Here is a 25,863-nt window from a genome sequence, read left to right as displayed (position 1 = left end):
ATCATTAGCTTCAAACTATCTGAACCTTTTTTGGGATTTGACACGAATAAACATTTAGTTTTACTTTCATTGTTATACTTCTTTCGTTTCTAAAATTCATTTACTGTTAATTTTGAAGTAAATTTCCCATAATTAATTATCTTGTCAAAACAGCCGTAAGCTGCCTTTTTAGTGCAAAGCTTTGCGGAAAGCTTTGCGTTCTAAAAAAAATGTTTTAGAACATTATTTACATTCAAACAAAACAGAAATTTTTACGCTGAAAGCAGTCAAAAATGGGAAATCGTCATACTTCATTAAAGGATCTCGCGAAAGAATTGAACATCTCTATCTCCACCGTTTCCAGAGCTTTAAAAGATCATCCGGATATTAGCCGGGAGATGAAAAAAAAAGTTAAACAACTCGCAATGGAAAAGAATTACAGCCCGAATCCTTTGGCAATGGGCTTACTAAAACAGGAAACACGAATGATTGGTGTTATAGTCCCCGATCTGGTAACCCATTTTTACTCATCAATAATTTCAGGAATTGAAAGTTACGCGAACGAAAAGGGCTATTTTATATTAATCGCAAGTTCAAACGAATCTTCGCAAAAAGAAAAAGAATCAATCAAAAATTTATTAAAAGCCCGGGTGGAGGGATTGATTATTTGTATGAGCAGCGAAACGACCGACATTTCTCATTTTAAAACACTGTTAAACCAGAATATCCCATTGGTATTTTTTGACCGCGTTTGTTTGCCCAATAGGGTATCGTCGGTAACGGTTGACAATAAAGAAGCGGCAAAAAAGATAACACGGCATTTTTACCGGCAGGGCTACCGGAGAATTGCCTTTATTTCAGGGCCGTCGCATCTGAATATTTCCAAAGAAAGACTGGATGGCTATTTATCAGGTTTGAAAGATTCTGGCTTACCAATAGCAAAGGAATTGATTGAGAGCTGTGACCTAAGCTATGACTCGGCCAGCAGTGCAATGAAACGTTTACTGGATTTGGAAAACCCGCCAGATGCAGTTTTTGGAATTAATGACACAGTTGCCTTTGCCGCAATGAAAAAAATAAGGGAACGAGGATATCAAATTCCCGATGATATTGGATTGGTTGGTTTTACAGATGATTTTCATGCTACTGTAGTAGAACCACCGCTCACTTCCATTACGCATCCAACCTTTGAAACGGGGCGTAAAGCTGCTGAATTATTTTTTGAAAGAATTCAAACATCCGCTTTTCCACGAACTGTAATTTTAAAAACAAATCTGGTGGAAAGAGAATCGTCGGTAAAAATTAAGTAGACGGTTACCTTTTGAATTTCTAAAATCAGAGCAAAAAAAAATAACTTCAATCCATTGACAACTAAATTTTTGCAGACACAACATTTTAAATAAGTTTTTTATAAAAACAAGAGATATCAACTTCTGGGCGAAATATTCCTTTTTGCTAGTCACTTTTGTAGTAATATTCTTTTCATATGCTGAAAAAAATTACAAGAAATAAATCTTATAATTCTCTGATTATATGGCTGAACCCACCCGGAAAAAATGTAAAACTTTTTGACTGTAGATTATGAGACTGCTTTAAAATTTAGAAACAAAGGAAGGCAGAAAAAGAAGCAAAGACTATAGAGTGACAGGGCAACCTTATTAGAAAAAAAATGATCATTCGTTTAAAATAAATTTTAAAGTCTTCAAATATTTATGCTAACTTCGCCTCCGATTTTGGTGCCGCATTTTTCATAATCGAAGAAACGGTGAAAAGGGAATCAGGTGAAAATCCTGAACAGACCCGCTGCTGTAAGCTCCGCCAAAGTCTTTGAACAATACTCAAAACCACTGTCCGTCATCTGACGGATGGGAAGGGAGTTTCAAAGATGGAGTAAGTCAGAAGACCTGCCAAGATTTTAGTTGATGGCTTTCGAGGAATAAAAGCCGGCGACAAACAGAGGCAGAATCGCTGATTTTGCTCCAGGTTTATCCCGATACTATTGGTCTTCGAAGTCTGTTTTGATTGAAAAAATTAAAATGGCTTTTTATGTATTTTGTTAGGTTCTTTTGTGGGCTTACACTATTTGCAATATCAATTAGTGCATTTTCACAGAGTAAATTAGACAGCGTTCAGCACATCGGCGAAGTAAAGGTAGTTGCCAATCGCTACAAAGAAATTATTCCTGCTCAAACGCTGAAAGGGAAAGAACTGCAACAGCTAAACAGTTATTCTGTTGCCGATGCAATTCGTTTTTTTTCCGGCGTTCAGATTAAAGATTATGGAGGTATTGGCGGATTAAAAACGGTGAACATTCGTAGTATGGGAACAAACCACATGGGAGTTTTCTACAACGGAATTCAACTGGGCAATGCTCAAAACGGACAGATAGATTTAGGCAAGTTCTCTTTAGAAAATGTAGAAGAGATTTCGCTGTACAACGGACAAAAAAGTGAGATTTTCCAATCGGCCAAAGAATTTGGTTCTGCCGGAAGTATTTACCTGACAACCCGTCGTCCGAGATTCGCAAAAGGAAAAGACACAAATATTAAAGCGGCCTTGCGAAGCGGTTCTTTTGGCCTGTTTAACCCTTCGGTTCTTTATGAATATAAAATAAACGAAAAAATCAACACCACATTTAGCGCCGAATGGATTAATGCCGATGGCAAATACAAATTTCGCTACCGGCGTGTTACACCTTCCGGCGAGCTAGCCTACGATACTACAGCTGTCCGGGAAAACGGCGATATCGACGCTGTTCGTTTGGAGGGAAGTCTGAACGGGTATTTATCTTCTGGGTTCTGGAAAGTACAGCTGTACCATTACGATTCAGAGCGCGGGGTTCCGGGCGCTATCGTAAATAATGTGTGGCGAAATGGTGAGCGTTTGTGGGATAACAACTCATTTATACAGGGCGTTTACGAGCAGGATTTCAGTTCGAAATTTAGCTCCAAACTAAACATGAAGTACGCTGTTGACCTGACGCATTACATTAATAATGACGACAAGCTGATTCATGTTGATAATACTTACAGGCAAAAAGAGCTCTATTTTTCGTGGGCAAATAAATATGCACTGCGCAAAAACTGGGATATTTCTGCGGCTTACGATTTTCAGTGGAATGGCTTGTCAGAATTCGTAGATGTTTCCCGAACAACGCACTGGTTCTCGGCTGCCACCGCTTTTACCGTGGCCGACCAATTGAAAATTCAGGCCAGTATTCTGGAAACCATTGTTAACGAAGAAAACCGCGAACGGGACACCGTTCCGAACAAACAGGTGTTTACTCCAGCCATGTTTCTATCGTACCAGCCATTTGCTGCAACCGACCTTGTTCTCCGCGCTTTTTACAAGAAATCTTTTCGTATGCCCACTTTTAACGATTTGTATTATACAGATATGGGCAATGCTTATCTCCGTCCCGAATATGCAGAGCAATACAATCTGGGTGTTCTGTACGATATAAACCGGGAAAACCGAACACTGGAATCATTTCATATCGGAGCTGATGTTTACTATAATTATGCAAAAGATAAAATTGTAGCTTATCCCAAAGGACAACAGTTTCGATGGACAATGTTGAACCTTGGGGAAGTTGATATTCGCGGAATAGACCTTACAACAATGGTAACCCTTCTTTTTATGAACGAATGGCGCTTAACCGGAAAACTGCAATACACCTACCAGGAAGCCATTGATATAACAGACCCGGCAGACACGTATCACCGCGACCAGATTCCATACATTCCCTGGCACAGTGGTTCGGCCATTGCCATGCTTAACTGGAAAAGCTGGTCGATGAACTATAGCTATATTTATGTTGGTGAACGCTATAACCAGCAGGAAAACATTCGCTACAACTATACACAACCCTGGTACACCAGCGATATCTCTTTATCAAAATCATTAAAAATAAAGGACTTGTCGCTGAAGTTTTCCGCAGAGATAAACAACCTGCTGAGCCAGGATTATGATGTAATTCTTAATTACCCAATGCCAAAACGAAATTACCGCTTCCGTATAGGTATTGAAATTTAAATGCTAAAGATGAATCGTATTATTTATAAATTGATGTCCGGCATTCCTGTGGAATTAATTCAAAAGTTACAGTGTAAACGTTCGGTGAAATTTTTTCTCTTATCCCTCCCCTTCGGGGAGGTTAGGAGGGGCTTTCATTTCGCATTTCTTTTTCTTTTGCTGTATTCCTGCCGCAAAGACGAACTGGTTGTTCCCACAGAATACGATGTTTTGCCCAGCGAACTAAATCCCTATGCTGACCCTCTTGGAATGTATATTTTAAACGAGGGGAACATGGGGAGTAATAAAGCTTCGATTGATTTTGTGGATTTCAGAAATGCGTATTATATCCGAAACCTGTACGCAGAAAGAAACCCAAATGTAATTAAAGAGCTGGGCGATGTTGGAAACGACATTCAGATTTATGGAAACAAGCTATATGCGGTAATCAATTGCTCGCACAAAGTTGAGGTGATGGATGCCGAAACCGGTGTGCGGCTCGGGCAGGTGGATATTCCGAATTGCCGTTATATCCGTTTTTCGCGTGGCAATGCCTATGTTTCAGCTTATGTGGGGCCGGTAGCCATCGACCCGGATGCGCAGTTAGGAGCTGTTTACCGCATCGATACAACATCGCTGGAAATTACCGGGAAAGTAACAGTGGGTTACCAGCCGGATGAATTGGAGGTAATGGGCGAATACATTTATATTGCCAACTCAGGAGGCTATCGTGTTCCGAACTACGACTACACAATTTCGGTGGTTGAAATGTACGGAATGAAACAGGTGCAGAAAATACCCGTGGGCATTAATTTGCACCGTCTGCGCAAAGACAAATATGGAAAGTTATGGGTCTCATCGCGGGGCGATTACAACAGCATCCCTTCCAACCTTTTTGTGCTGGAACGAAAAAGCCAGAATTCAAACGAAATGGTTGTAACTGACACCCTTGATATTCCGTGCAGCAATATGTGTATTCAGGGAGATTCGCTTTATTTCTACAGTACCGAGTGGAACGAGCAGGCCGAAGAAAACACAATTTCGTATGGAATTATCAATGTAAAAACAAAAGAACTGGTTACGGACCATTTTATTACCGATGGAACCGAAAAGGATATAACGATTCCGTACGGGCTGCAAATCAATCCTGCCAATGGAGATATTTATGTAACCGATGCTAAGAACTATGTGTCCAGCGGAGTTGTGCACTGTTACAATCGCAATGGAAAACTTAAGTGGAGTGTACGTGCAGGCGATATTCCTGCACACATGGTTTTCCTGTTTAAAAATTGAGCCAATGAAAAAATTTCTACCTGTCATATTTTTTGTTTTTCTTCTTTCTTCCTGCCAGAAGGATATTCCTATGGTTAATTTAGGAATAGACGATGTTTATACTGTTGAACGAATGAGAAAAGTCATTCTTCACCCCGAGTTTCCCGGTAAATATCAGTGGAGTATGAAGAATACAAATGGCCAGGATTCGGTGGTTTCTACAGAGCGTGACTACATTTTTGTTGCCGAAAACACAGGAGAATATTCCCTGAAATTGAACATTATTGATGCTGAAAACCCTGTGGAGCATTCTGTTCAGATTGTTGTTTGGGAAGAAGATGTTGCTTACAGCCCTTACATTACGCAGGTTTTTGAATACCGCCCGGCCCCCGGACAGTTTGTGAACACCATGCCCGAATATGAAGACGGGGATACTGAAGAAACAATGCGAAAAAAAGCGCAGGAAAGTATTTCCGGGAAAAATGATGTAATGGTTTCTCTTGGGGGATTTGGCGGGTATATAACCTTCGGGTTCGACCACACGGTTGTTAATGCAAAAGGCGAAAAAGATTTTAAAATCCGGGGCAATTCTTTTTATGCTGCTTCCAATCCTAATCCTGATGCCCCGGCTGAAGGAGGCAGTTGCGAACCCGGCATTGTACTGGTTTCTTTAGATGAAAATGACAACGGTATTCCAGATGATGATTGGTATGAACTGGCTGGCAGCGAATATTACAAATCCGAAACCAAACATGATTACGAAATAACATATTACAAGCCGGATGCCGGTAAAATAGCCACTCCACAGCCCAACAGCCCGATTTCTGATACAACTTATATCCGCTGGACCGACAACCTGGGGCAACAGGGATACATGGCAAAAAATGTATATCACACACAGGATTATTATCCGAAATGGCTGGATAGCGACCAAATGGCTTTCAATGGGACAATCCTGGCAAACAATGCCGTTGACGAAAGTGCCGGCAAAAACGGTTCTTATTATGTTCTCTATGCCTATGATTGGGGATATGTTGACAATCACCCCAATGAATACGAAGATAAAATCAGTTTCGACATTGGCTGGGCAGTAGATAAAAACGGAAATTCAGTGTATTTGCCCGGAGTAGATTTTATCCGGGTTTATACCGGTGTTAACCAGCAATGTGGCTGGCTTGGCGAAACATCGACAGAGCTTGCCCGTGCAGAAGATTTACATGTTCAAGACCCGACAATATTACCTAATCCATAATAATTAAGATGATGAAAAAATTATTCATTTATACCATTTTCCTATCGTTGTTTTTAGGAGTAAAGGCTCAGGATTATACAAACGGGATTTTTATCCTCAACGAAGATTGGTTCGGGCATAACAACAGTACAATCAATTTTTTAAATTCTCAAACGGGGATGTTCGATTACCTCATCCTCCAGGGAAATGCAGACAACACAGGTACTTCGTTGGGATGTACGGCACAATTTGGGACAATATACGGAGATAATCTCTATGTGCTGTCGAAACAAGATCAGGATCCTGGCGAAACCAATCCAATAAGTGGAGGACGAATTGTAGTCGCCGATGCTAAAACGCTAAAAATAAAGAAAAGAATTCCTGTAATTTTTGAGATTAATGGAAAATCAGCTGCTGACGGTCGTGGTTTTGTTGGCGTAAACGAGAATAAAGGCTACGTAGGTACCTCTAATGGAATTTTTGTTATGAATCTCTCCAATTTTCAAATCGGAAGAAGAATTGAAGGCACAGAAAACCCTTTAATTTCAGGCGGAGAAAGTAATGCTGATGGTGTTGGCCCTTTGTACAATAATCAAATTGGGATGATGTGCCGAACTGCGGATTATGTGTTTGCCATTCAGCAAGACAAAGGGGTGTTGGTTATCGACCCTGAATCTGATACTGTAATAAAGGTAATTAATGGATGTTACAGTACTCTAACGCAAAGTAAAGATGGAACGGTGTGGGTTGGGAAAAACTCAAATATGGCCTACCAGAAATATCCTTACGGAACTGTTGGCGAAAATTGGGATGGTAACCAATTGCTAAAGATTAACCCGAATAATTTAGCCACAGAGACTATAAATATGAGCGGTGGTGCAGGTATTAACCAAACCTGGTATGCCTGGACAGCCGGTTCGCTATGTGCCAGCGCCAAAGAAAACGCACTCTATTTTGCTTACAACGAAAGCGACTGGAACTGGTTTACTACATCCAAAATGTATCGTTACGATATTGACAATAACGAATTTACACTGATATACGACAGTGAAAATGAAGAACGCTACTTTTACGGGGCAAGTCTTCGCATAAACCCGCTGGACGATAAAATATATGCCGCTTTATACCTCGATAACATCAATCAAACTTATTTTATCTATCAATTAGATAACAGTGGTAATTTGCTAAAAACTTTCGAGCCAATTAAGCGCTACTGGTTTCCGGCCATGTTTATTTTCCCTGATAATTATTCGCCGGAAGTGTCGCAGTTTTCCTCACTTACGCTCAATAATACACAGCCGGTAACAATTAATTTAAAAGACATGCCAAGCGACCGGGATAATTTGTCGGCAGCCATAACCAAAAATATTCTTACAAACGATAATGAAGATATTCTTTCGGCAAGCATAAAAAACAACGTTTTAACGCTTACTGCAAAAGAAGAGAAATCGGGAACAGCCCGAATTACCGTGCGGTTTAATTCGAATGGAAAGACGGTTGACCGGGTGCAGGAAGTGATTGTTTCAACAACTTCAAATATTGACGAAACTTCGCCAACAGCTCCAAGCAATCTTGCCGCTGTTCCTGCCGAAACAAGTATTTTCTTTTCGTGGACGGCTTCAACCGATAATGAGGGTGTTGCCGGTTACAATATTTATCTTGATGGTGATTCGATTGAAACTGTTTCAGAAACAAACTTCAACGTTACCGGATTAACATCAGGAACAGAATATACTTTGGCAGTAGAAGCTTTTGATGAAGCGGGAAACAAATCGGAAAAAGCAGAAGTAATAGTCGCAACCTTAGCCATTGCTGACAATATTGCCCCAACAACACCAGAAAAAATCGAAGCTACTCCTGCAGAAACAAGTATTGCCCTTTCGTGGACAGCTTCAACAGACAACATTGGAGTTGAAGGCTACATTATTTACCTCGATGGCGATTCAATTGAAACTGTTTCAGAAACCAGTTTTACTGTAACAGGGTTATCGCCTGGTACAGATTATCTCCTAGCGGTAGAAGCTTTTGATGCGGCAGGAAATAAATCAGGAAAGGTAGAAATTGACATTCCAACAAGTCCGGTAATTGATAATGAAGCGCCAACAGCACCAACCAATCTTGTGACTGTTCCTTCCGACACAAGCATTGCTTTTTCGTGGTCGGCTTCTACTGATAATGTGGGTGTTTTGGGTTACGCGATTTATCTTGATGGCGTTTTGATTTCAACTGTTAACCAGACGAATCTTAACGTAACCGGATTATCGTCGGATACAGAATACACACTTGCAGTGGTGGCTTTTGATGCTTCAAGTAATGAATCGGCACTATCGAAAATAACTGTTTCAACAACAACCCCGGCAGATAATACAGCCCCGTCTGTGCCAGCCAATCTTATTGCCGAAGCTTCAGAAACAAGCATTGTCCTTTCGTGGTCGGCTTCATCCGACAATGTGGGCGTTGCCGCTTATAATATATACCTCAACGGAGATTCGATTGACAATGTAACAGAAACGAATTTTACATTAACAGAACTAAGTCCCGGAACGGAATACACATTTAGCGTAGAAGCTGTTGATGCATCGGGGAATAAATCAGAAAAAGCAACGGTTACACAGAGTACCATTATAACCAGTGTTGAATCAGTAAAGGAAAGTGAACTGACGGTTTATCCCAATCCGTTTTCATCGTTCATTATTATCAAATCAGTAAAAAATCAGCAAGTAATAATTTATGATGTCTCCGGGAAAGTAGTGCTGCAAATAAGTGTAGAAGCCGGAATAACACAGATTAATACGTCTGGAATAAAAAAAGGAGTTTACCAGGTCAGGTGCGGTACAGATACATTTAAGCTTATAAAATAAAATTATTAGTCAATACAATAAAAAATAAACACAATGGAAAAGAAGAAGATTAATATTCGTTTCGGGGTTTTGTCCCTGGTAGTTTTACTCGCTGCATTTAGCCGTTTAATTCCACATCCTCCAAATTTTGCGCCGATTGGAGCAATGTCACTTTTCGGGGCAGCTTATTTTTCGCGAAAATACCTGGCTTTTATTGTGCCAATTGTAGCCATGTGGTTAAGCGATTTGGTGTTGAACAATGTAATTTACGGACAATATTTCGACCACTTTGTTTGGTTTTACAAAGGTTTTTACTGGACATATGCGGCATTTATATTTATTGGTCTTATCGGCTTTGGACTATTAAAAAAAGTTCGTCCGGCAAAATTGTTAATTGCCAGTCTTTTGGCGTCAGTTGTATTTTTTCTGGTATCAAACTTCGGAGTGTGGGCTTCGGGTACAATGTATCCTGATACTTTCTCCGGTTTAATGAGCTGTTATGCTGCCGGATTACCGTTTTTCAAGAATACGCTGATAGGAAATTTGGCTTATTCGGGGGCATTGTTCGGAATATTCGAGTTTGTTCAATACAAAGCTCCTGTTTTAAGAAATTCTACATACATCATTCATAAATAATAAAAAGGAACGGTAGCGTTCGCCAAAACTTTCTACCGTTCCCAAGTTGCAATACCATTAATAAAATACAATAACAGTATTATGAAACAAAACTACTTTTTTTCTTTGGTTTGTTTGTGCTTTTTGCTGGCAAGCCAAATTACTACGGCGCAAAGTTCTGCTGATATTGCGGACATGCCAGCCAGACGTGCAAGAAGTTCTATTACCTCTAATAAGCAACTAAAAAGTGCCAATCTGCTTAATTATTCGGAAGTACAGTGTGATAATTCAGACGATTTTAATTCAACGGAGGAAAAAGTCTACAAGAATGGATTAACTACTCCAAACGGTTGGTATGCAAGTTATGCCGAGCGTTATGAGGATTTCCTTTGTTTATTTGACTCTCTGAAATCGCCCATCTTACCCAACGGATGCAATTCCATTTCTTTTAAATATGCCAAAGATGATTATTATGAGTTTGGTTATCCTTCGTTTAAGATAGAAATTCAAAAGGAAATAGAAGGAGTTTGGTCGGTTGTATGGACTAAGACAATAACGGATTCTGAAGCAGAAGATTTAGTTTTCAATGAAGTTTCTTATGATAAACTAAAAATTGAAGATACGGTACAACTGATTATTACCCGCCTGTCTCCGAATAATTTTAATAGCAACCCTCCGGACGGCGATGTTCCTGATTTTAAGGATTTCTGTTTGACGGACTATATTCGCGACCTTGTTCCTCCAACGGCTCCGACTGAGCTTACTGCTCAGCCCGACTTAACTTCTGTTACCCTTTCGTGGAAAGCTTCAACAGATAATATTAGCGTAGAAGGTTACCGGGTTTCCCTGGATGGGACAATTATAGATACCGTTACAACGACCAGTTATGTGGTAAATGGGTTGATTCCTTCAACAGAATATACCTTTGACTTGGAAGCCTTAGACGGCGACCGGAATAATTCGGAAAAAGCATCAGTATCTGCAACAACTCTTGTTGATAATATCGCTCCTTCTGCTCCGGAAAACCTAACAGGAATATCTAAAGAAAGTGGTATGATACTGTCGTGGATGGCTTCAACAGATAACGTTGGCGTGGCAAAATACAATGTGTATGTAGCTGGCGAGCTTGCAAGCTCTACTGCTGCCACAACCGATACAATTGTGGGATTAACCGATGATACCCAATATTTGTTTGAAGTAGAAGCTGAAGATATCTCAGGGAACACATCGGGAAAGGTTTCTGCAACATTGTCAACAGCCATTGATAAGACTGCTCCAACATTACCAACAAATCTGCAGGCAAATGCCAATGATAATAAAATGATATTATCCTGGACAACTTCAACCGACAATATAGGAGTTACAAAATACAACATATATTTAGGAGGAGAACTGACCGGTTCTACTACGGAATTAAAAGACACCATCAAAGGGTTAGCTCCTAATACCGAATACCAGTTTGAGGTAGAAGCGGAAGATGCTACCGGGAACAAATCAGCTAAAGCATCAGTTGCCGCTTCAACACCTATTGACAATACCGCTCCTGTTTCTCCTGAAAATTTGGTTGCAGAAGCAACTGAAAATGGAGTTGAGTTATCGTGGACAGCTTCTACCGATAATTTTGGTGTGATTAAATACAATGTGTATGTAAATGGCGAGTTTTTAAATTCAACGGTCAATGTAACCGATACAATAAAGGGATTAGAAGCTGGTATTGAATACCTGATTGAAATTGATGCTGAGGATGCTTCAGGAAATAAATCAGGGAGAACATCAGTTATTCTTTCCGGAGAAAGCACTGCAAAACTAGCGTTTTCCTTTAAAGATAATTTAGTAGTTAATCGCACACGGGATGCCAGCGATTTTAGAGTGACCAAAAAGTTTACCGACTTGTTCAATTATCCTGACGGTTACAACACTAAAACAGAAATTTCCAAACCCCGCGATGTAGCTATTACATACAATTCTACAAACGAAAATCATTTGTTGTTTGATGGCTACTATTATAGCTCATCCAGTGGCCAATACTTTTATTATAAAATTCCTGCCGGAGCCTATGGGACAGATACGCTGACCATTAGCATCGACTATCATGGTTTTACTTCTAAAGTTATGGTTATTGCTAATGTATCTTCAATCTCGGCCAGGGATGATTCTTACACCATTGATATAGGAGAAACGTTAGAAATGAATGTTGCCGGAAATGATATCCCATCTTCATATCTTGATAAAACAAGTCTGGAGATTTTTCAAAATACAAGTTTTGGTGCACTCACAAATAATAACGATGGAACCCTAACCTATGTTAATGAAAGTACTACCCCTAATTATTCATTCGAAAACTTTGAATATCGTATTGCTGATGTTGAAGGCCACTATGACACTGCAACCGTTAAAATAAACATTCACAAAAATTCATATGCAAGCCGTGTTATCGAGTTTATGCCTGCTCCCGGACAGTTTACCAACGAAACTATCGGGCAAAGTAATTCGGCAGAAAAAACACTTGGGACACAAGGTGGCATGATAAGTTTAGGTGCTTTTGGAGGATATGTCGTATATGGGTTTGACCAACCTATTGTAAATAATCCGCAAAATCCTTACGGTGTAGATTTTTCTGTAAAAGGAAATTCGTTCGCGGCCAACCTTTACGGTGTTTGGACCGAACCTGCTACCGTGCGTGTAATGAAAGATGAAAACGGCGATGGTATCCCCAATGACGGAGAGTGGTACGAACTGGCAGGTTCTGACTATTACATGAGCAGTACCGAAAAGAATGTAAAAATGACCTACTATAATCCTCATTATAATGAGCGTTATACTGTTCCATGGAAGAAAGACAATGGAGAAACAGGCGCGTTGTTATCCAATGCATTTCATAGTCATCCTTATTATCCCGACCCGTTTGATTTCGGATGTAATAAAGACTCTATGACTTATGAAGGGAGTATTATAAAAAGCTCGCTTGATATGAGTACTCCAAGTTACATCGAGTTTTACCGGGCACCATTTTTCGGATATTGTGATAATCGCGGGAATAGCTCTGACCTGACCGACCCTCAAAATCCATATTATGCCGATGATAAAGGAAAAGCTGCCGATGGGTTTGATATCAGTTGGGCTGTGGATAGGGACGGTAATCATAAAGAGTTGGACCAAATCGATTTTGTAAAAATATATACAGGTGGTTTTGCCAATGCAGGGTGGTTGGGAGAATGGTCTTCGGAAGTTTTGGGGGTTGGAATAACAACGCCCGACCCTGATTATGCTACACAAGACTACTATATAAATTATATAGGAATAACACAACTAAAAGTATTAAAAGGACATACTTGCCAGTTTGAAGGATTTCTGTTTAAAAACGGCCGTCCGCAAACTGACGGAATACAACAATGGGGCACATCTAATCCCGCAGTTGGAACCGTAGATAATACCGGTTTATTTACTGCTGTTGGCGATGGTGAAACATGGTTGCGTTTTTCGCAAAAAAGCGATATTCCTATCGATTCTATTCGCTTACTGGTGGTTGAACTGGAAGGTGTTCATCTGGAACTGGAAGGAAATTCTTCCGCTTCGTCTGATAGTACCAGCCTTATTGTTAGTGAAAGTATCAGCATTACAGCTCAGGGCTTGGATAATATCGGCGATGTTTTAAACGGAATCACTTCTAACCGTTTTGTTTACGATACTTATACCTGGACAACTTCAAATCCTGAAATAGGGACAATCGATAATGGTTTGTTTACCGGGAAAAAAGTTGGAAGAACAATGGTCCATGCATATTCTGACAGCAATCCTGAATTGTCTGATTCAATACTGGTTATTGTGAATGAAATCCCGAAACTAAGTCCGGTAAGCAATCCGGTAGTAATTTCATATTATAATCCGGTGGGGGAAAAAACGAGTAGCGAGCTTTTTGCTACCGGAACAAACTCGGTAACTTATCTTAATTCAGTAGTTTCGAAAACTGGTTTGTCCAGTCCTATTATCGAAAAGAATGCATTGAAGTGTAATTTTACAGATGGTGTTTATGGAACTGACACCTTAACTTTTAACCTTACTTCATACAAACAGGATACTACAATAAGCGTTGCGTTTATTTATAAACCCGATGGATATGAAAAGGATGCGCAAATTGTATTTGTGAACAACGCTTTAACCGGAAATCCCGAAAAATCGTCGTTAAATGCTTACATCCCTGATTTGGATACAACATTAGTAATTGATGACCAGTTTGACGCTTATTCGGTAAAAGATGTTTTGGTTGAAGGAGCTTTTGCTTTTGTTTCGGGTGAAAATTTCCTGTCGAAATATAATCTTACAACATATGAAAAAGAAAACACTATAGATGTTGACGAAACAGGAAACAGTGCAATGGCAATGTATAACAACCTTTTGCTGGTTACTGAACAATCAAATCTTGCCATTTACTATAAAGCCGATTTAACGTTAAGCAGGAAAATTGCATTATCAGGCAAAATTCATAGTGTAAAAGTAGTTGGAGGTAAAGCTTATATTTTCCTTTCCGGTGAAACTACCAGTGTACTAAATAAAGTTGTGGTTGTTGATTTAATCGAGGGGAAGGCAGAAAGTGAGTATACACTTGCTGAAGCCGGGCTTATTGTTTCGGAAACCCTTGTTAAAGGAACAAAATTGTACATTACAGGAACAACCTCCGGTTCAGGGAAAACAGCTATAATGGAATATGATACGGAAAATAACACGTATTCGCTATCGGAAGCAAACAACAAATTTAGCAATACATTCGCTGCAAATGCCGTGATAAAAGGCGATAGTATTTTACTTGCGAACGATGAAGGCTATGTTACTTATACAATTTCAACAAAAACTTTTGGTACCGATGTGTTAATGAAAACTACTGATGATTTTTATCCAACAGCAATTGCTTATCATGCTTCGTTGAGTAAATATTTTGTGAGTTATTCAAATGCCGCCAAAACAGAATCTAAAGGATTAGCTTTTGATTTAAATTTTGCTGAAGTCGCCGGTTTTGACAGCGTAGAAACCACTCCTGCTTTAATAAAATGTGTTGAGGCTTTAGAGACAAACGAAAAGCCGTCGCCTAATCTCACATACAGCATGAGCAACTTCACTGCCTACGAAAAGGCAACAAGTAATACCTCTGTTACCATTTATAAAAACCGTTTTACTGATGGAGAAGATAATTTTGGAATCTATCCCAGGTATCTGGAACATACTTCGTGGTTAACATGGTACACCAGCTACACATCGTCGGGAAATAAAAGATTGTATGCTTATTTTTCCGGGACTGTAGATAAAGATTCTGTAATTACAATTCCTGTAGATGCAATTGATAATTATGGATTTTCAGCAACACGAGCTTTTGATATAACCATAAAACCACGTGTTTACAAACCGCTTGTAGCAAAACCTATTGCTGATACGATTGTGGAGGTTAACAGTGCAGATATTAAAATAGCATTGGCAGATGTGTTTACGAATACTTCGTCAAGCGGAGTAACGTTTGGGAAGACCGTTTCAGAAAATACAAATTCAGGGTTAATAACAAACACTATTGTCAACGATACACTTATGCTGTCGATAGCTCCAAACAAAGCAGGTGAAGTTTTTATTACAGTGAAAGATTCGGCCAAACACAATACCTACGGAGTTAAGTATGTGGAAACATCCTTTAAAGTTAGCGTTGTTGATGAAGAATTACCTTCTGTACCGGCTGATTTTGCAGGTAGCCCTTCTGAAACGAGTATTGCACTTTCGTGGACGGCTTCAAACGATAATGTGGGCGTAACAGGATACAATATATACAAAGACGGAGTTTTCAGAGCCAGTGTAGTAGGAACAAATTATTTATCAAATAATCTGAATCCGGGAACTGAATACACTTTTGAAGTGGAGGCTTTTGATGCGGCCGGACACAAGTCAGAAAAAGCATTATTAGTAATTTCAACTACTGATGATGAAACACCACCGTCTATGCCGGAAAATCTTACTGCTTTACCATCCGAAACAAGCATTGAACTTTCATGGACAGCTTCAACAGACAACATTGGAGTTGAAGGCTACATTGTTTATCTCGATGGCGATTCGATTAATACAGTTACTGAAACTGTATTCAATGCAACAGAATTGAATGCTTTAACAGAATATGTATTTGAAGTGGAAGCTTTCGATGCTTCCGGTAATAAGTCGGAAAAAGTGTCATTAGCGGTTTCAACTACCGACGAAACAGCACCTTCTTTCCCCGCTGATCTTGCTGCGGTAGCTTCCGAAACAAGTATTGCACTTTCGTGGACAGCCTCGACTGATAATGTTGGAGTAGCAGGTTATGTTGTTTATCTTGATGGTGATTCTATTGATATGGTTACTGAAACTGCATTTATTGTAACAGGATTGGATGTGATTTCAGAATATACATTTGAAGTTCAGGCTTTCGATGATGCTGGAAATAAATCCGAGAAAGCATTGCTGACAGTTTCTACAACAGATGAAACAGCTCCGTCGATTCCTTCAGGTCTTGCGGCAGTGGCTTCTGACACAAGCGCCGTACTCTCGTGGATAGGCTCGGCAGATAATGTTGGTGTAACTGGTTATATTGTTTATCTCAATGGCGATTCAATTGCGACAGTGACTGATACTACCTTTACTGTAGTTAATTTGGAAGGCGATACGGAATATACGTTTGAGGTGGAAGCTTTTGATGAAGCTGGAAATAAATCAGAAAAAGCAATAGTCGTTCAACATACAATAATTACCGGAATAGAATCGTGGGAGGTGAGTAAACTGAAAGTATATCCGAATCCGTTTGTCGATTATTTTATTGTTGATGCGAAAAATGCGGGGTATGCTGTTGTTTACAGTTTATCTGGGAAAGCCATGTTTAATGTGCTTTTGCAACCCGGCAACAATCGTATCGATGCATCTGGTTTGCTAGGTGGCACTTATCTGCTAAAACAGGAAACAAACACTGTGAGATTGATTAAAAGTAATTAATTTTATTGAACTAAAAGTCGGCTGCTAGTTAAAGGCAACCGACTTTTCACCTCTGCAAATATCCATATTCTACATATAGTTTTTTATTTAATATGGAATACTAAATTGTATGTTTATATTAATGTTACGACAATAAGTAGGCAGATTCTTTACGTAGAAAACCTTACTAGACTCGAATCCGTAAATAGTCGATTTCGCTTTTCCTGAGATGTTCTAACTTTTAATTTGAACACACAAAAGCCCAGTAATAACTATAACTACAAGGCTTCTGTAAATCTTTCGTGAACCTGACCGGAAAAATGTCGAACTTTTTAGTGGAAGATTGTGAGGTTGTGTTGAAGTTTATGAAGACAGAGAAAAATAAAAAGAAGATAATTAAACGATAGCTTTTTTTGCACTTATGTCGGTTAATAGTGATAACTATTATTTTATTCGGGAATGGATGAAGATATTCTTTTATAAAAATATCATTATTAAATCCACATTTTCAAAAGAAGATTGAGTATTGTTATTGGCGGGCTTTCGAAAGTGTTGATATTTTGTGAAAGGGGTGAATGCCTCTCAATTCCTGATTTTCGTATAATACTTTTACAACATTTTTGTTTAATACGATAAAAAACACTGTCAATATTTTAGTTATAGTGTTAGTATTCTATTTGGTGCATTTTTATTCATTCTTATCAAAAAATATGACAGAGTTCTTAGTTCTGAAGCTCTGTATAAGTTGAGGGGCGGCTGTTAAAGCTATGCTATATAAATAAACTTAAAAGTCAAAAAGGCACAAAACAATCATATTTCTGCAATAAAATTAAAGTGATTTATTACTACTTTTTACTTTTTCAATGAAATGCTTACTAGGTTAAAAAAAGGGATATGATGTGCCGGAATTATTAATGTTTTATTTTTTGATATATTCCTGGCTTTCTTTTCTGCACGTTTTTTCACCTCGAAAGTTCCAAAACCTCTTAAGTAGATATTTTCACCTTTTTCCAGAGAATCTTTTATAGTATCCATGAACGCCTCGATAGTTTTACTTATATGTGACTTATCAATATCAACTTCGGAGGCTATCATACTTATAATATCAGCTTTAGTCATAATTCTGTAATCTAATTTCTCTTATTTTTCAAATATCCAAGGTAAGGGTGTTTGTACTAGTGGATAAAAATTTTTGTTTAACTCATTTTGAAACTAATTAATTCTACTAACCTGTTTTTGTTGAAATCATAAATACTACCTAAGTAATTTGTTAAAAAAATATAGGTGTGTAACCTCACAAAATACTATTTATCTTTCAATGTCTGACAATTTATAACCTGACTAAAAATCATACACTCTATGTAAAATAAGTTGACACTTGCTCTCACCAATAATTTACAAGACACTATTATTCAGTAGTTTACCAAAAAGGCATTTTTATTGATAAAACATTAATGTATGAGGTCTTACATAGAAAGTTTTGAAAAAGCGTCGAACATTTTGCTTACGAAACCAATTTAAGGGATGGATTTTACCCTTGCCGGAGCATTGGTGCTGGGAATTGCGCTGCTAACGGTGAGTTGGCAAAGTTGGAGAGCAGCTACGAGAAATCCTGTTGAGTCACTCAGATATGAGTGACGACCTGCCTGCCGGTAGGCAGGAATCCCGACTGTAACACCGGGGTTGAGGCATTGCGACATGAATAAAATTAAAGATTAGTAATAGCAAAGCAATGATTAAACATTTTTTTACCAACATTTTTCGGAATATCCGCCATAACGTGGTATTTACGGTTATCAATTTTACAAATCTTATCATTGGTTTTACCGTGTTTGTATTGTTTAGCGTTGTTATAGGTTTCGAAATCAACTTCGATAAATTCAACACCAATTACAATCAGATCTACCGTGTACAAACCAAACAGGAAGATTCTTATCCAATAAATTATTGCGCTTATAGCCCACCTGCTTATCGTTTTCATTTAATGGCCGATTTGCCCGAGGTTGAAAAGGTTTTATTAATGCGTGAAGTTTCCGGAGGAGCTAAAGGTTCGGGGCAGTTTTTTACTTTGCCAGATGGTGGACAGCTATACGAGCAAAATGGTTATTGGAGCGAAAACAGCATCTTTGATATTTTTACAATTCAGTTGACAGAAGGAGATAAAACTTCTGCACTTACCGAACCGAATACCATTGCACTTTCAGAAACTTTAGCTAACAAGCTTTTTTCTGACGGAAATGCAGTAGGGAAACAGGTTATTATAGGAAAGCGATTTCCGCTGACTGTTTCTGCAGTTTATGTCGATTTCCAAAAAAATTCAACGCTTCAGCCTACTTACATGGTTTCAATGGCAACTTACCAGGGGTTAAGCGGCGAAACCAAATACCGGGAAGACTGGACAAATATTTCTTACGATAATTATGTGTTGCTGAAAAAAGGAGCCGATCCGAAATTGGTAGATGCAAAAATCAAAGATGCCTTTAAACATGTAAAAAACTTTGAGAAAAGTTCCCCTTACCTTCACCCGCTTTCAAAGTTGCATCTTTCGCCCAATAGTCAGCCCGACATGATGATTGGCATTGGAATTCTTTCGTTGGCAGCAATCCTGGTTTTAATCCTCACTTGTGTAAACTATGTAAATCTTTCGCTTGCCAATTCTACCCAACGTTCAACCGAAATTGGTATAAAAAAAGTAATTGGGTCATCAAAAAAGCTTATTGCTGGCCAGTTTCTGGCAGAAACTATTATTCATAGCATTTTCTCCACCATTATAGCGCTTTTTATAGCACGAGCTTCGTTTCCGTTATTGAACCATTTACTAAATAAAAATGTGGAGTATTCATTATGGGATAACACACCGTTACTATTCTTTATTTTTCTGGTAAGTTTACTGGTAGGAGTGTTGTCTGGTTTGTACCCCTCAATGGTTATTTCGGCATATAGCCCGGTAAAAGTGCTTAAAGGCAAAATTTTCAGCAATGGCGGAAAATCCATTAACATTAAAAAAATATTGGTGGCTACGCAATTTTCCATTTCATTGTTTATGCTTATTGTCAGTTTTATCCTTTTCAACCATGTAAATTTTATTCTGAAAAAGGACTTGGGATTTGATAGCAAAAACATACTTTATACTGAAATCAACCCCCGCGATAATATGTCATTTGAAACGGTTAAAACCAGCATCTTGCAACATCCCGAAATTGCGGACATCTCGTTCTCAAGTACCATACCGTTCATTGGCAATATTGGTGGATTTGTAAGCTGGGAAGGTGCCTCGTCTGACGAAAAGGAAATGGTTAGCCGTAACTATGTCAATTATGATTTTATTCCAACCTATAACATTAAAATGGCTTATGGGCGTAATTTTTCGAAAGAATACCCGGCTGATGACAAGGGTTGTATTATAAACGAAACGGCTATGAAGGTTTTTGGATGGAAAGATCCAATTGGCAAACATATTACCTTATCTGGAAGGTCTTATCCTGTTATTGGTGTTGTAAAGGATTTCCATCCTTATTCTGTTCACAATCCGATACCCACATATGTTATGTTTCTGAACAGCAATGTAATTTCGGGTTCAACCCTGTTGTCTGTACGTTTTAACGGCGACGAACAAAAAGCAAAAGCTTTGGTAACCAGTGAGCTGGAAAATATTTTCCCCAATGCTCCTTTCGAATTTAAAGATTTTAGTGTCGCATTTCATTTGGATGAAGCAATTGCTTTCTGGCAAACGATGAAAAGAATGTTTATTTTCTTTTCTGTGATTACCTTGCTTATTTCTACCATTGGTTTGTTCGGATTAATTCTGTTTACCATTAAACGCAGAACAAAAGAAATTGGGGTAAGAAAAGTATTGGGCAGTTCGGTCGTGTCAGTTTATTGGCAACTCTCCACTGAAGTAATTGGAATGCTTGGTTTTGCCATTCTTGTTGGCTGCCCCGCTGCTATATACATTTATAAAACCATGCCCGGTGCATACAAGGAGCCGCTTTCAGTAACAGAATTTGTGGTAGCTATTGTTTTGGTGGCAATTATAGCTTTTGCCACCATTAGTTACCACGTACTGAAGCTTGCAGTGAGTAACCCTGTGGAAGCACTTCGTTACGAATAATAACATTTAAAGACAGGAAAAATGGGAAATAATTTTATCAAAATAGCCTGGCGGCAGATAACCCGGAACAAGGTTTATGCAGCTATTAATATTGCTGGGCTTGCCATTGGAATTGCCTGCGGACTCGTAATTTATAAAATTATCAGTTATGAATCGGGATTTGATAAATACCATAAGAATTATTCAAATATCTACCGGTTGATTAGCCAGCTGGAACCTCCGGGAGAGGGTATAATTTATGCTGAATCACAGGTACACCCGATTGGTGAGGCAATTCGAAATGATTTTCCCGGAGTGGACGCAGTAATGACTTTTTATGCCGAAAAGGAGCAGATAGCCATTGAAAACAGCAACGGAACCTTTGAGAGGTATCAGGAGAACACCGGGCTGGCTTACGCAGAACCTGAAATTTTTGAGATATTTGATTTTGATTTTCTGGCAGGAAATCCTCAAAATGTTTTGTCAAATGCAGGAAGTGTTGTTATTACTTCTTCGCTGGCCCAAAAATATTTCAATTTAACACCCGGAAATGTAAGTAACGCATTGGGTAAATCATTAAGTGTAAATAACCAAAAAACGTTTACTGTAACCGGTGTTATTACTGATACTCCAAAAAATACAGATTTGCCCTTTACCATTATAGCTGATTACAAAAGCCAGTCAGCTTCAAATCCATATTTTAATGATGGAACAGACTGGCAGGAATATAATTCCGCCACTAATTGTTACCTGCTTTTACCCGGTGATGTTTCTCCTGCTGATTTTGAAAACCAGCTTAAGGCTTTTGCTGCCAAATACATTGGCACGGATTCGCCGGTTTTTAAAAAATACGTTTTGCAGCCCCTGTCTGAACTGCACTCAGGAAGGGCCCAGAATTACGGCCACCGGAAGGTTTCAGAAAAAGCTTATTATATTCTTGGCCTGGTTGGGTTATTTATTATTCTGTTGGCTTCCATTAATTTTATCAATTTATCTACCGCTCAATCATCCAAAAGATTTAAAGAAATTGGCGTACGAAAAATTACGGGAGTCAGTAAATTTCAATTGATTTCACAATTTATGGGCGAAACCATATTGATTTCCTATATCGCTGCATTCATCGGTGTAGCCATTGCACATTTTTTATTTATTTACCTGGATGAAATCCTTGGTTACAGGTTAACCCTCGATATACTGAAAAGTCCGGGAAGCATAATTTTTCTGACTATTTCTGCTCTTTTAATCGGAATAATTTCAGGTATCTATCCGTCCGCTATTATGGCAGGTATGAGGCCTGTAGGGAATTTAAAAAATTCGCTTCCGGTAAAAAACAGTTCAAATTCAATATCGGTTCGTCGGATTCTCGTGATTGGCCAGTTTGTAATCTCCCTGGTTTTAATAACCGGAACCCTGGTGATGCAAAAACAAATACACTATTTTTTAAATGCTGATTTAGGATTCGACAAAGAGGCAGTGCTGATTGCTCCGCTACCTGATGCGACACCGAGTAAGCTTGATGTGTTGAGATCCAATCTTTTAAAATATCCTGAAATAAAGAAAATCAGCTTTGAATCAACAAGCCCAATGGCTGACTGGAGTGTTAGCAACAGTATTAACTATCCCACACTGGATAAAGACTTATACATGGGTAACTTAAAAACCATAGACGAGAACTATCTTGACCTTTATAACCTTAAATTAATTGCCGGTAAAAATGTTAGCGAAAGGAAAAATTCGGGCGAGGCTATAGTAAACCGGAAAATAACGGAACTCCTTGGATTTGTTGACCCCAATAACGCAATAGGCGAAATTTTTACCTATGGCAGGGGAAACCTGGAATTTAACATTGTGGGAGTTGTGGAAGATTTTCATGCACAGTCACTTCAACAGCAATTGGATTACGTTATATTAAGCAATGTTCCTTTCAATATAAAAGAAGTGGCAGTAAAAATAAATCCTGTTACTGCCAGTTTAGCCGGTTATAACAATTCCATTCAAAAGATAAAAAAAGAGTGGGGCGACATTTTTCCTGAGGCCATTTTTAATTACAATTTCCTTGACAAAAAAATAGCCGGATTTTATAACAGTCAGACCAATACGTTTAAGCTCATTCGCTTGTTTGCAGTAATAGCTCTTTTAATTGCTTCACTTGGCCTTTACGGATTGATTTCTTTTATCGCTAATCAGAAAATCAAAGAGATTGGTATACGCAAAGTAAACGGGGCCAATATCGCGGAAGTAATGGCCATGCTTAATATTAATTTTATTAAATGGATTGCTGTAGCCTTTGTTATTTCAACACCTGTTGCCTGGTATGCCATGCATAAATGGCTGGAGAACTTTGCTTATAAAACCAGCTTGAATTGGTGGATTTTTGCACTGGCAGGGGGACTTGCGCTGGGAATTGCGTTGTTAACGGTGAGTTGGCAGAGTTGGAAAGCGGCAACCAGGAATCCGGTGGAAGCTCTGAGATATGAATAGAAAAATATAGAATATGAAAACATACAATTTAAAACTAACATTACGCAGATTTAGCCGGGATAAAATCGGTTCTTCCATAAATATTTTCGGATTAGCATTTGGTTTGGCAGTAACAATACTGGTTGTTTTTTATGTGCATAACGAATTGTCTTATGAAAGCTGTTTTGATAATTCAGGGCAAATTTACCGCATATCCGAAGAAAACAATTCAACCCAATGGGCGGCTATCCCTCCTACGATTGGGGTAATGGTTAAAGAGCAAATTCCTGAAATTGAAAATATTGCTCGACTATCGCTTTGCAAAGAACAAATAGTAAAAGTTGGAGCAGAATCATTTATTGAAAACAACGGATGTAATGCCGACAATTCTGTTTCTTCTATATTTTCATTCAAATGGTTGTCTGGTAATAGTAAAACAGCTTTAAGCAATCCTGCGTCAATTGTTTTAACACAATCGCTTGCCAAAAAATATTTTAATAAGAATGATGCACTCGGAAAAACTGTTGAAATTGACGAAAACACTTATACCGTGACAGGCATCATTGAAAATTTGCCTTCAAACACCCATTTGAAATTCAATTATTTTCTTTCACTGTCTGAAAATTATGACAATCTGAACAGATACGGCAAATGGCAAAATTTTTACACTTACTGTTCATTGAATAAATCAGTTAATACGGAGTTAGTTACAACCAAACTTAATGATTTTGCAAAAAAATACACGCAACTTCTTCAAGGTTCAGAAAATACAGAAATAAGCCTTGCACTTCAACCAATAAACAAGATTCACTTATTCTCAAAATTGGAAAAAGAAATCCCAGGAAATGGGAATATTTTGTATCTCTTTATTTTTTCAATTATTGCAGCGCTTATACTATTTATTTCTTGTGCCAACTATATCAATCTTAGCGTTATCAAAACATTAAAACGGGTTAATGAATTTGGGGTAAAGAAAGTATTAGGAGCATCAAAAAAGAGCTTGGTCTTACACTTCTTTCACGAATCGTTTATATATGTGTTAATTGCCACCGTGTTTGCGTTGGCTATAGTTTTTCTTTTCAACGAAAATTATGGATATATTTTAGGATTGAGTCTGAAATTAAAAGGTTTTAACATCGTCGTTGTTCTTTCGTTACTGGCTTTGATTACGTTTCTTGTGAGTTTTTATCCTGCGTCAGTTGTTTTTAAATACAATATTACCGATGCAATTAAAAGTAAGAAGAATGTAAATGCAGGATTTAGGAAAGCGTTGGTTGTGTTCCAGTTTGCAGCATCTATTTTTTTGATTGTTTGCACATTGGGAGTCCACCACCAAATGAAGTATATCAATAACAAAAATTTGGGATTCGACAAAACAGCAACAATATCTGTTAAATTATATGGCGACCTATATAATAAATTCAAGAAAAATGGAGATGTGCTGAAAAATGAGTTGCTGAAAAATCCGAATATAGTTGATGTATCGCTTACTTCATATGAATTAGGAAAACGTATCGGTTTTTCCACAATTTATCCGTTATCGCAAAAAAACAAGGAAAATTTACCTGATGTGAGGGTGTTAAACACCGATGGGCGTTTAATTTCGTTATTAAATATGAAAATCACTGACGGTAACAACTTTACCAAGTCTCAAACGCCATCAGTCATTCTTAATCAGGCAGCAGTTGATGCTTATGGTTTTACAAATCCACTTAACGAACAAGTTGTTGTTGGCGACACCAAACACAATGTTGTTGGTGTAGTTCAAAATTTTAATTATTCATCGTTACACGCCGAGGTTGAACCACTTGCGATAACAAACACTTTTTATTTTCTTGTCAATTTATACGTTAAAATTAATGGCTCGAACATAAGCGGAGCATTAACCGATATTGAAAAGCTGATACAAACAACATCTCCGGGGAGTTTATTTGCCTACTCATTCTTAAATGAAACTTTAGGTAAACAATACCAAGCCGAACAGAACCTGAATATACTTTTGAATATTTTTACCTTTTTAGCCCTTTTTATAGCGTGTTTAGGCTTGATGGTTTTGTCAATATATTCTGCCGAATTACGAATCAAAGAAATCGGTATCCGCAAAGTTAACGGTGCCAAAATTTCTGAAATACTCACGATGCTCAACAAAGACTTTGTAAAATGGGTTGCGACTGCTTTTGTAATTGCCACCCCTGTTGCTTACTACGCCATGAATAAATGGCTCGAAAATTTTGCCTACAAAACCAGCTTGAGTTGGTGGATTTTTGCTCTTGCCGGGGTGCTTGCATTGGGAATTGCCTTGTTCACCGTGAGTTGGCAAAGCTGGAGAGCTGCTACGAGGAATCCTGTTGAAGCTCTCCGATATGAGTAGAGGAGAGCGGAAATCCCGA

The 25,863-nt window shown here is 38.4% G+C and carries 12 protein-coding genes and 1 riboswitch; of the genes, 10 read left to right on the top strand and 2 right to left on the bottom strand.

Going from position 1 to position 25,863, the window contains the following annotated elements; genetic code table 11:
* The first annotated feature begins 272 nt into the window (after positions 1-272).
* The 7 genes from K5G00_RS21025 (at position 273) to K5G00_RS20995 (ending at position 16,944) form a co-directional block, all read left to right on the top strand.
* Entirely contained in the window at positions 273-1,289 is a 1,017-nt protein-coding gene (locus K5G00_RS21025) for a LacI family DNA-binding transcriptional regulator (protein WP_238768211.1), read from the top strand.
* A gap of 407 nt (positions 1,290-1,696) precedes the next feature.
* Positions 1,697-1,905: riboswitch (cobalamin riboswitch) on the top strand.
* A 120-nt stretch (positions 1,906-2,025) separates the two neighbouring features.
* Positions 2,026-4,014, top strand: a complete 1,989-nt coding sequence (locus K5G00_RS21020) for a TonB-dependent receptor plug domain-containing protein (protein ID WP_238768210.1) — start codon at positions 2,026-2,028, stop codon at positions 4,012-4,014.
* Between the two features lie 9 nt (positions 4,015-4,023).
* Positions 4,024-5,286, top strand: coding sequence for a YncE family protein (locus K5G00_RS21015; RefSeq protein ID WP_238768209.1), 1,263 nt, complete (start codon positions 4,024-4,026; stop codon positions 5,284-5,286).
* Positions 5,287-5,290: 4 nt separating this feature from the next.
* A complete protein-coding gene (locus tag K5G00_RS21010) occupies positions 5,291-6,517 on the top strand; it encodes a hypothetical protein (protein WP_238768208.1) in 1,227 nt (408 codons plus the stop codon).
* Between the two features lie 8 nt (positions 6,518-6,525).
* The gene (locus K5G00_RS21005; RefSeq protein WP_238768207.1) at positions 6,526-9,357 is read left to right on the top strand and encodes a DUF5074 domain-containing protein; all 2,832 of its coding nucleotides are present in this window, start codon (positions 6,526-6,528) and stop codon (positions 9,355-9,357) included.
* 33 nt (positions 9,358-9,390) lie between these two features.
* Positions 9,391-9,972 carry a DUF6580 family putative transport protein gene (locus K5G00_RS21000; protein ID WP_238768206.1) on the top strand — a complete coding sequence of 194 codons (582 nt, stop codon included), beginning with the start codon at positions 9,391-9,393 and terminating at the stop codon, positions 9,970-9,972.
* An 81-nt stretch (positions 9,973-10,053) separates the two neighbouring features.
* Entirely contained in the window at positions 10,054-16,944 is a 6,891-nt protein-coding gene (locus K5G00_RS20995) for a fibronectin type III domain-containing protein (RefSeq protein WP_238768205.1), read from the top strand.
* Between the two features lie 831 nt (positions 16,945-17,775).
* Here the strand turns inward: K5G00_RS20995 and K5G00_RS20990 are convergent.
* Both K5G00_RS20990 and K5G00_RS20985 read right to left on the bottom strand, forming a co-directional pair.
* The gene (locus K5G00_RS20990; protein WP_238768204.1) at positions 17,776-18,042 is read right to left on the bottom strand and encodes an HU family DNA-binding protein; all 267 of its coding nucleotides are present in this window, start codon (positions 18,040-18,042) and stop codon (positions 17,776-17,778) included.
* Positions 18,043-18,440: 398 nt separating this feature from the next.
* Positions 18,441-18,623 carry a hypothetical protein gene (locus K5G00_RS20985; protein ID WP_238768203.1) on the bottom strand — a complete coding sequence of 61 codons (183 nt, stop codon included), beginning with the start codon at positions 18,621-18,623 and terminating at the stop codon, positions 18,441-18,443.
* A 32-nt stretch (positions 18,624-18,655) separates the two neighbouring features.
* Between K5G00_RS20985 and K5G00_RS20980 the strand changes: the two genes are divergently transcribed.
* Genes K5G00_RS20980 through K5G00_RS20970 form a run of 3 tightly spaced genes read left to right on the top strand, consistent with a single transcriptional unit; the run spans position 18,656 to position 25,844 of the window.
* On the top strand, positions 18,656-21,034 hold the full coding sequence (locus K5G00_RS20980; RefSeq protein WP_238768202.1) for an ABC transporter permease: 2,379 nt from the start codon (positions 18,656-18,658) through the stop codon (positions 21,032-21,034).
* Positions 21,035-21,055: 21 nt separating this feature from the next.
* Positions 21,056-23,494, top strand: a complete 2,439-nt coding sequence (locus K5G00_RS20975) for an ABC transporter permease (protein WP_238768201.1) — start codon at positions 21,056-21,058, stop codon at positions 23,492-23,494.
* A 13-nt stretch (positions 23,495-23,507) separates the two neighbouring features.
* Entirely contained in the window at positions 23,508-25,844 is a 2,337-nt protein-coding gene (locus K5G00_RS20970; RefSeq protein ID WP_238768200.1) for an ABC transporter permease, read from the top strand.
* Positions 25,845-25,863: the final 19 nt, after the last annotated feature.

The organism is Maribellus maritimus (assembly GCF_022267315.1).
Classification (GTDB): domain Bacteria; phylum Bacteroidota; class Bacteroidia; order Bacteroidales; family Prolixibacteraceae; genus Draconibacterium; species Draconibacterium maritimum.
Note: the sequence above shows the minus strand (reverse complement) of the source record. Positions and strands in the feature narration are given on the sequence as shown.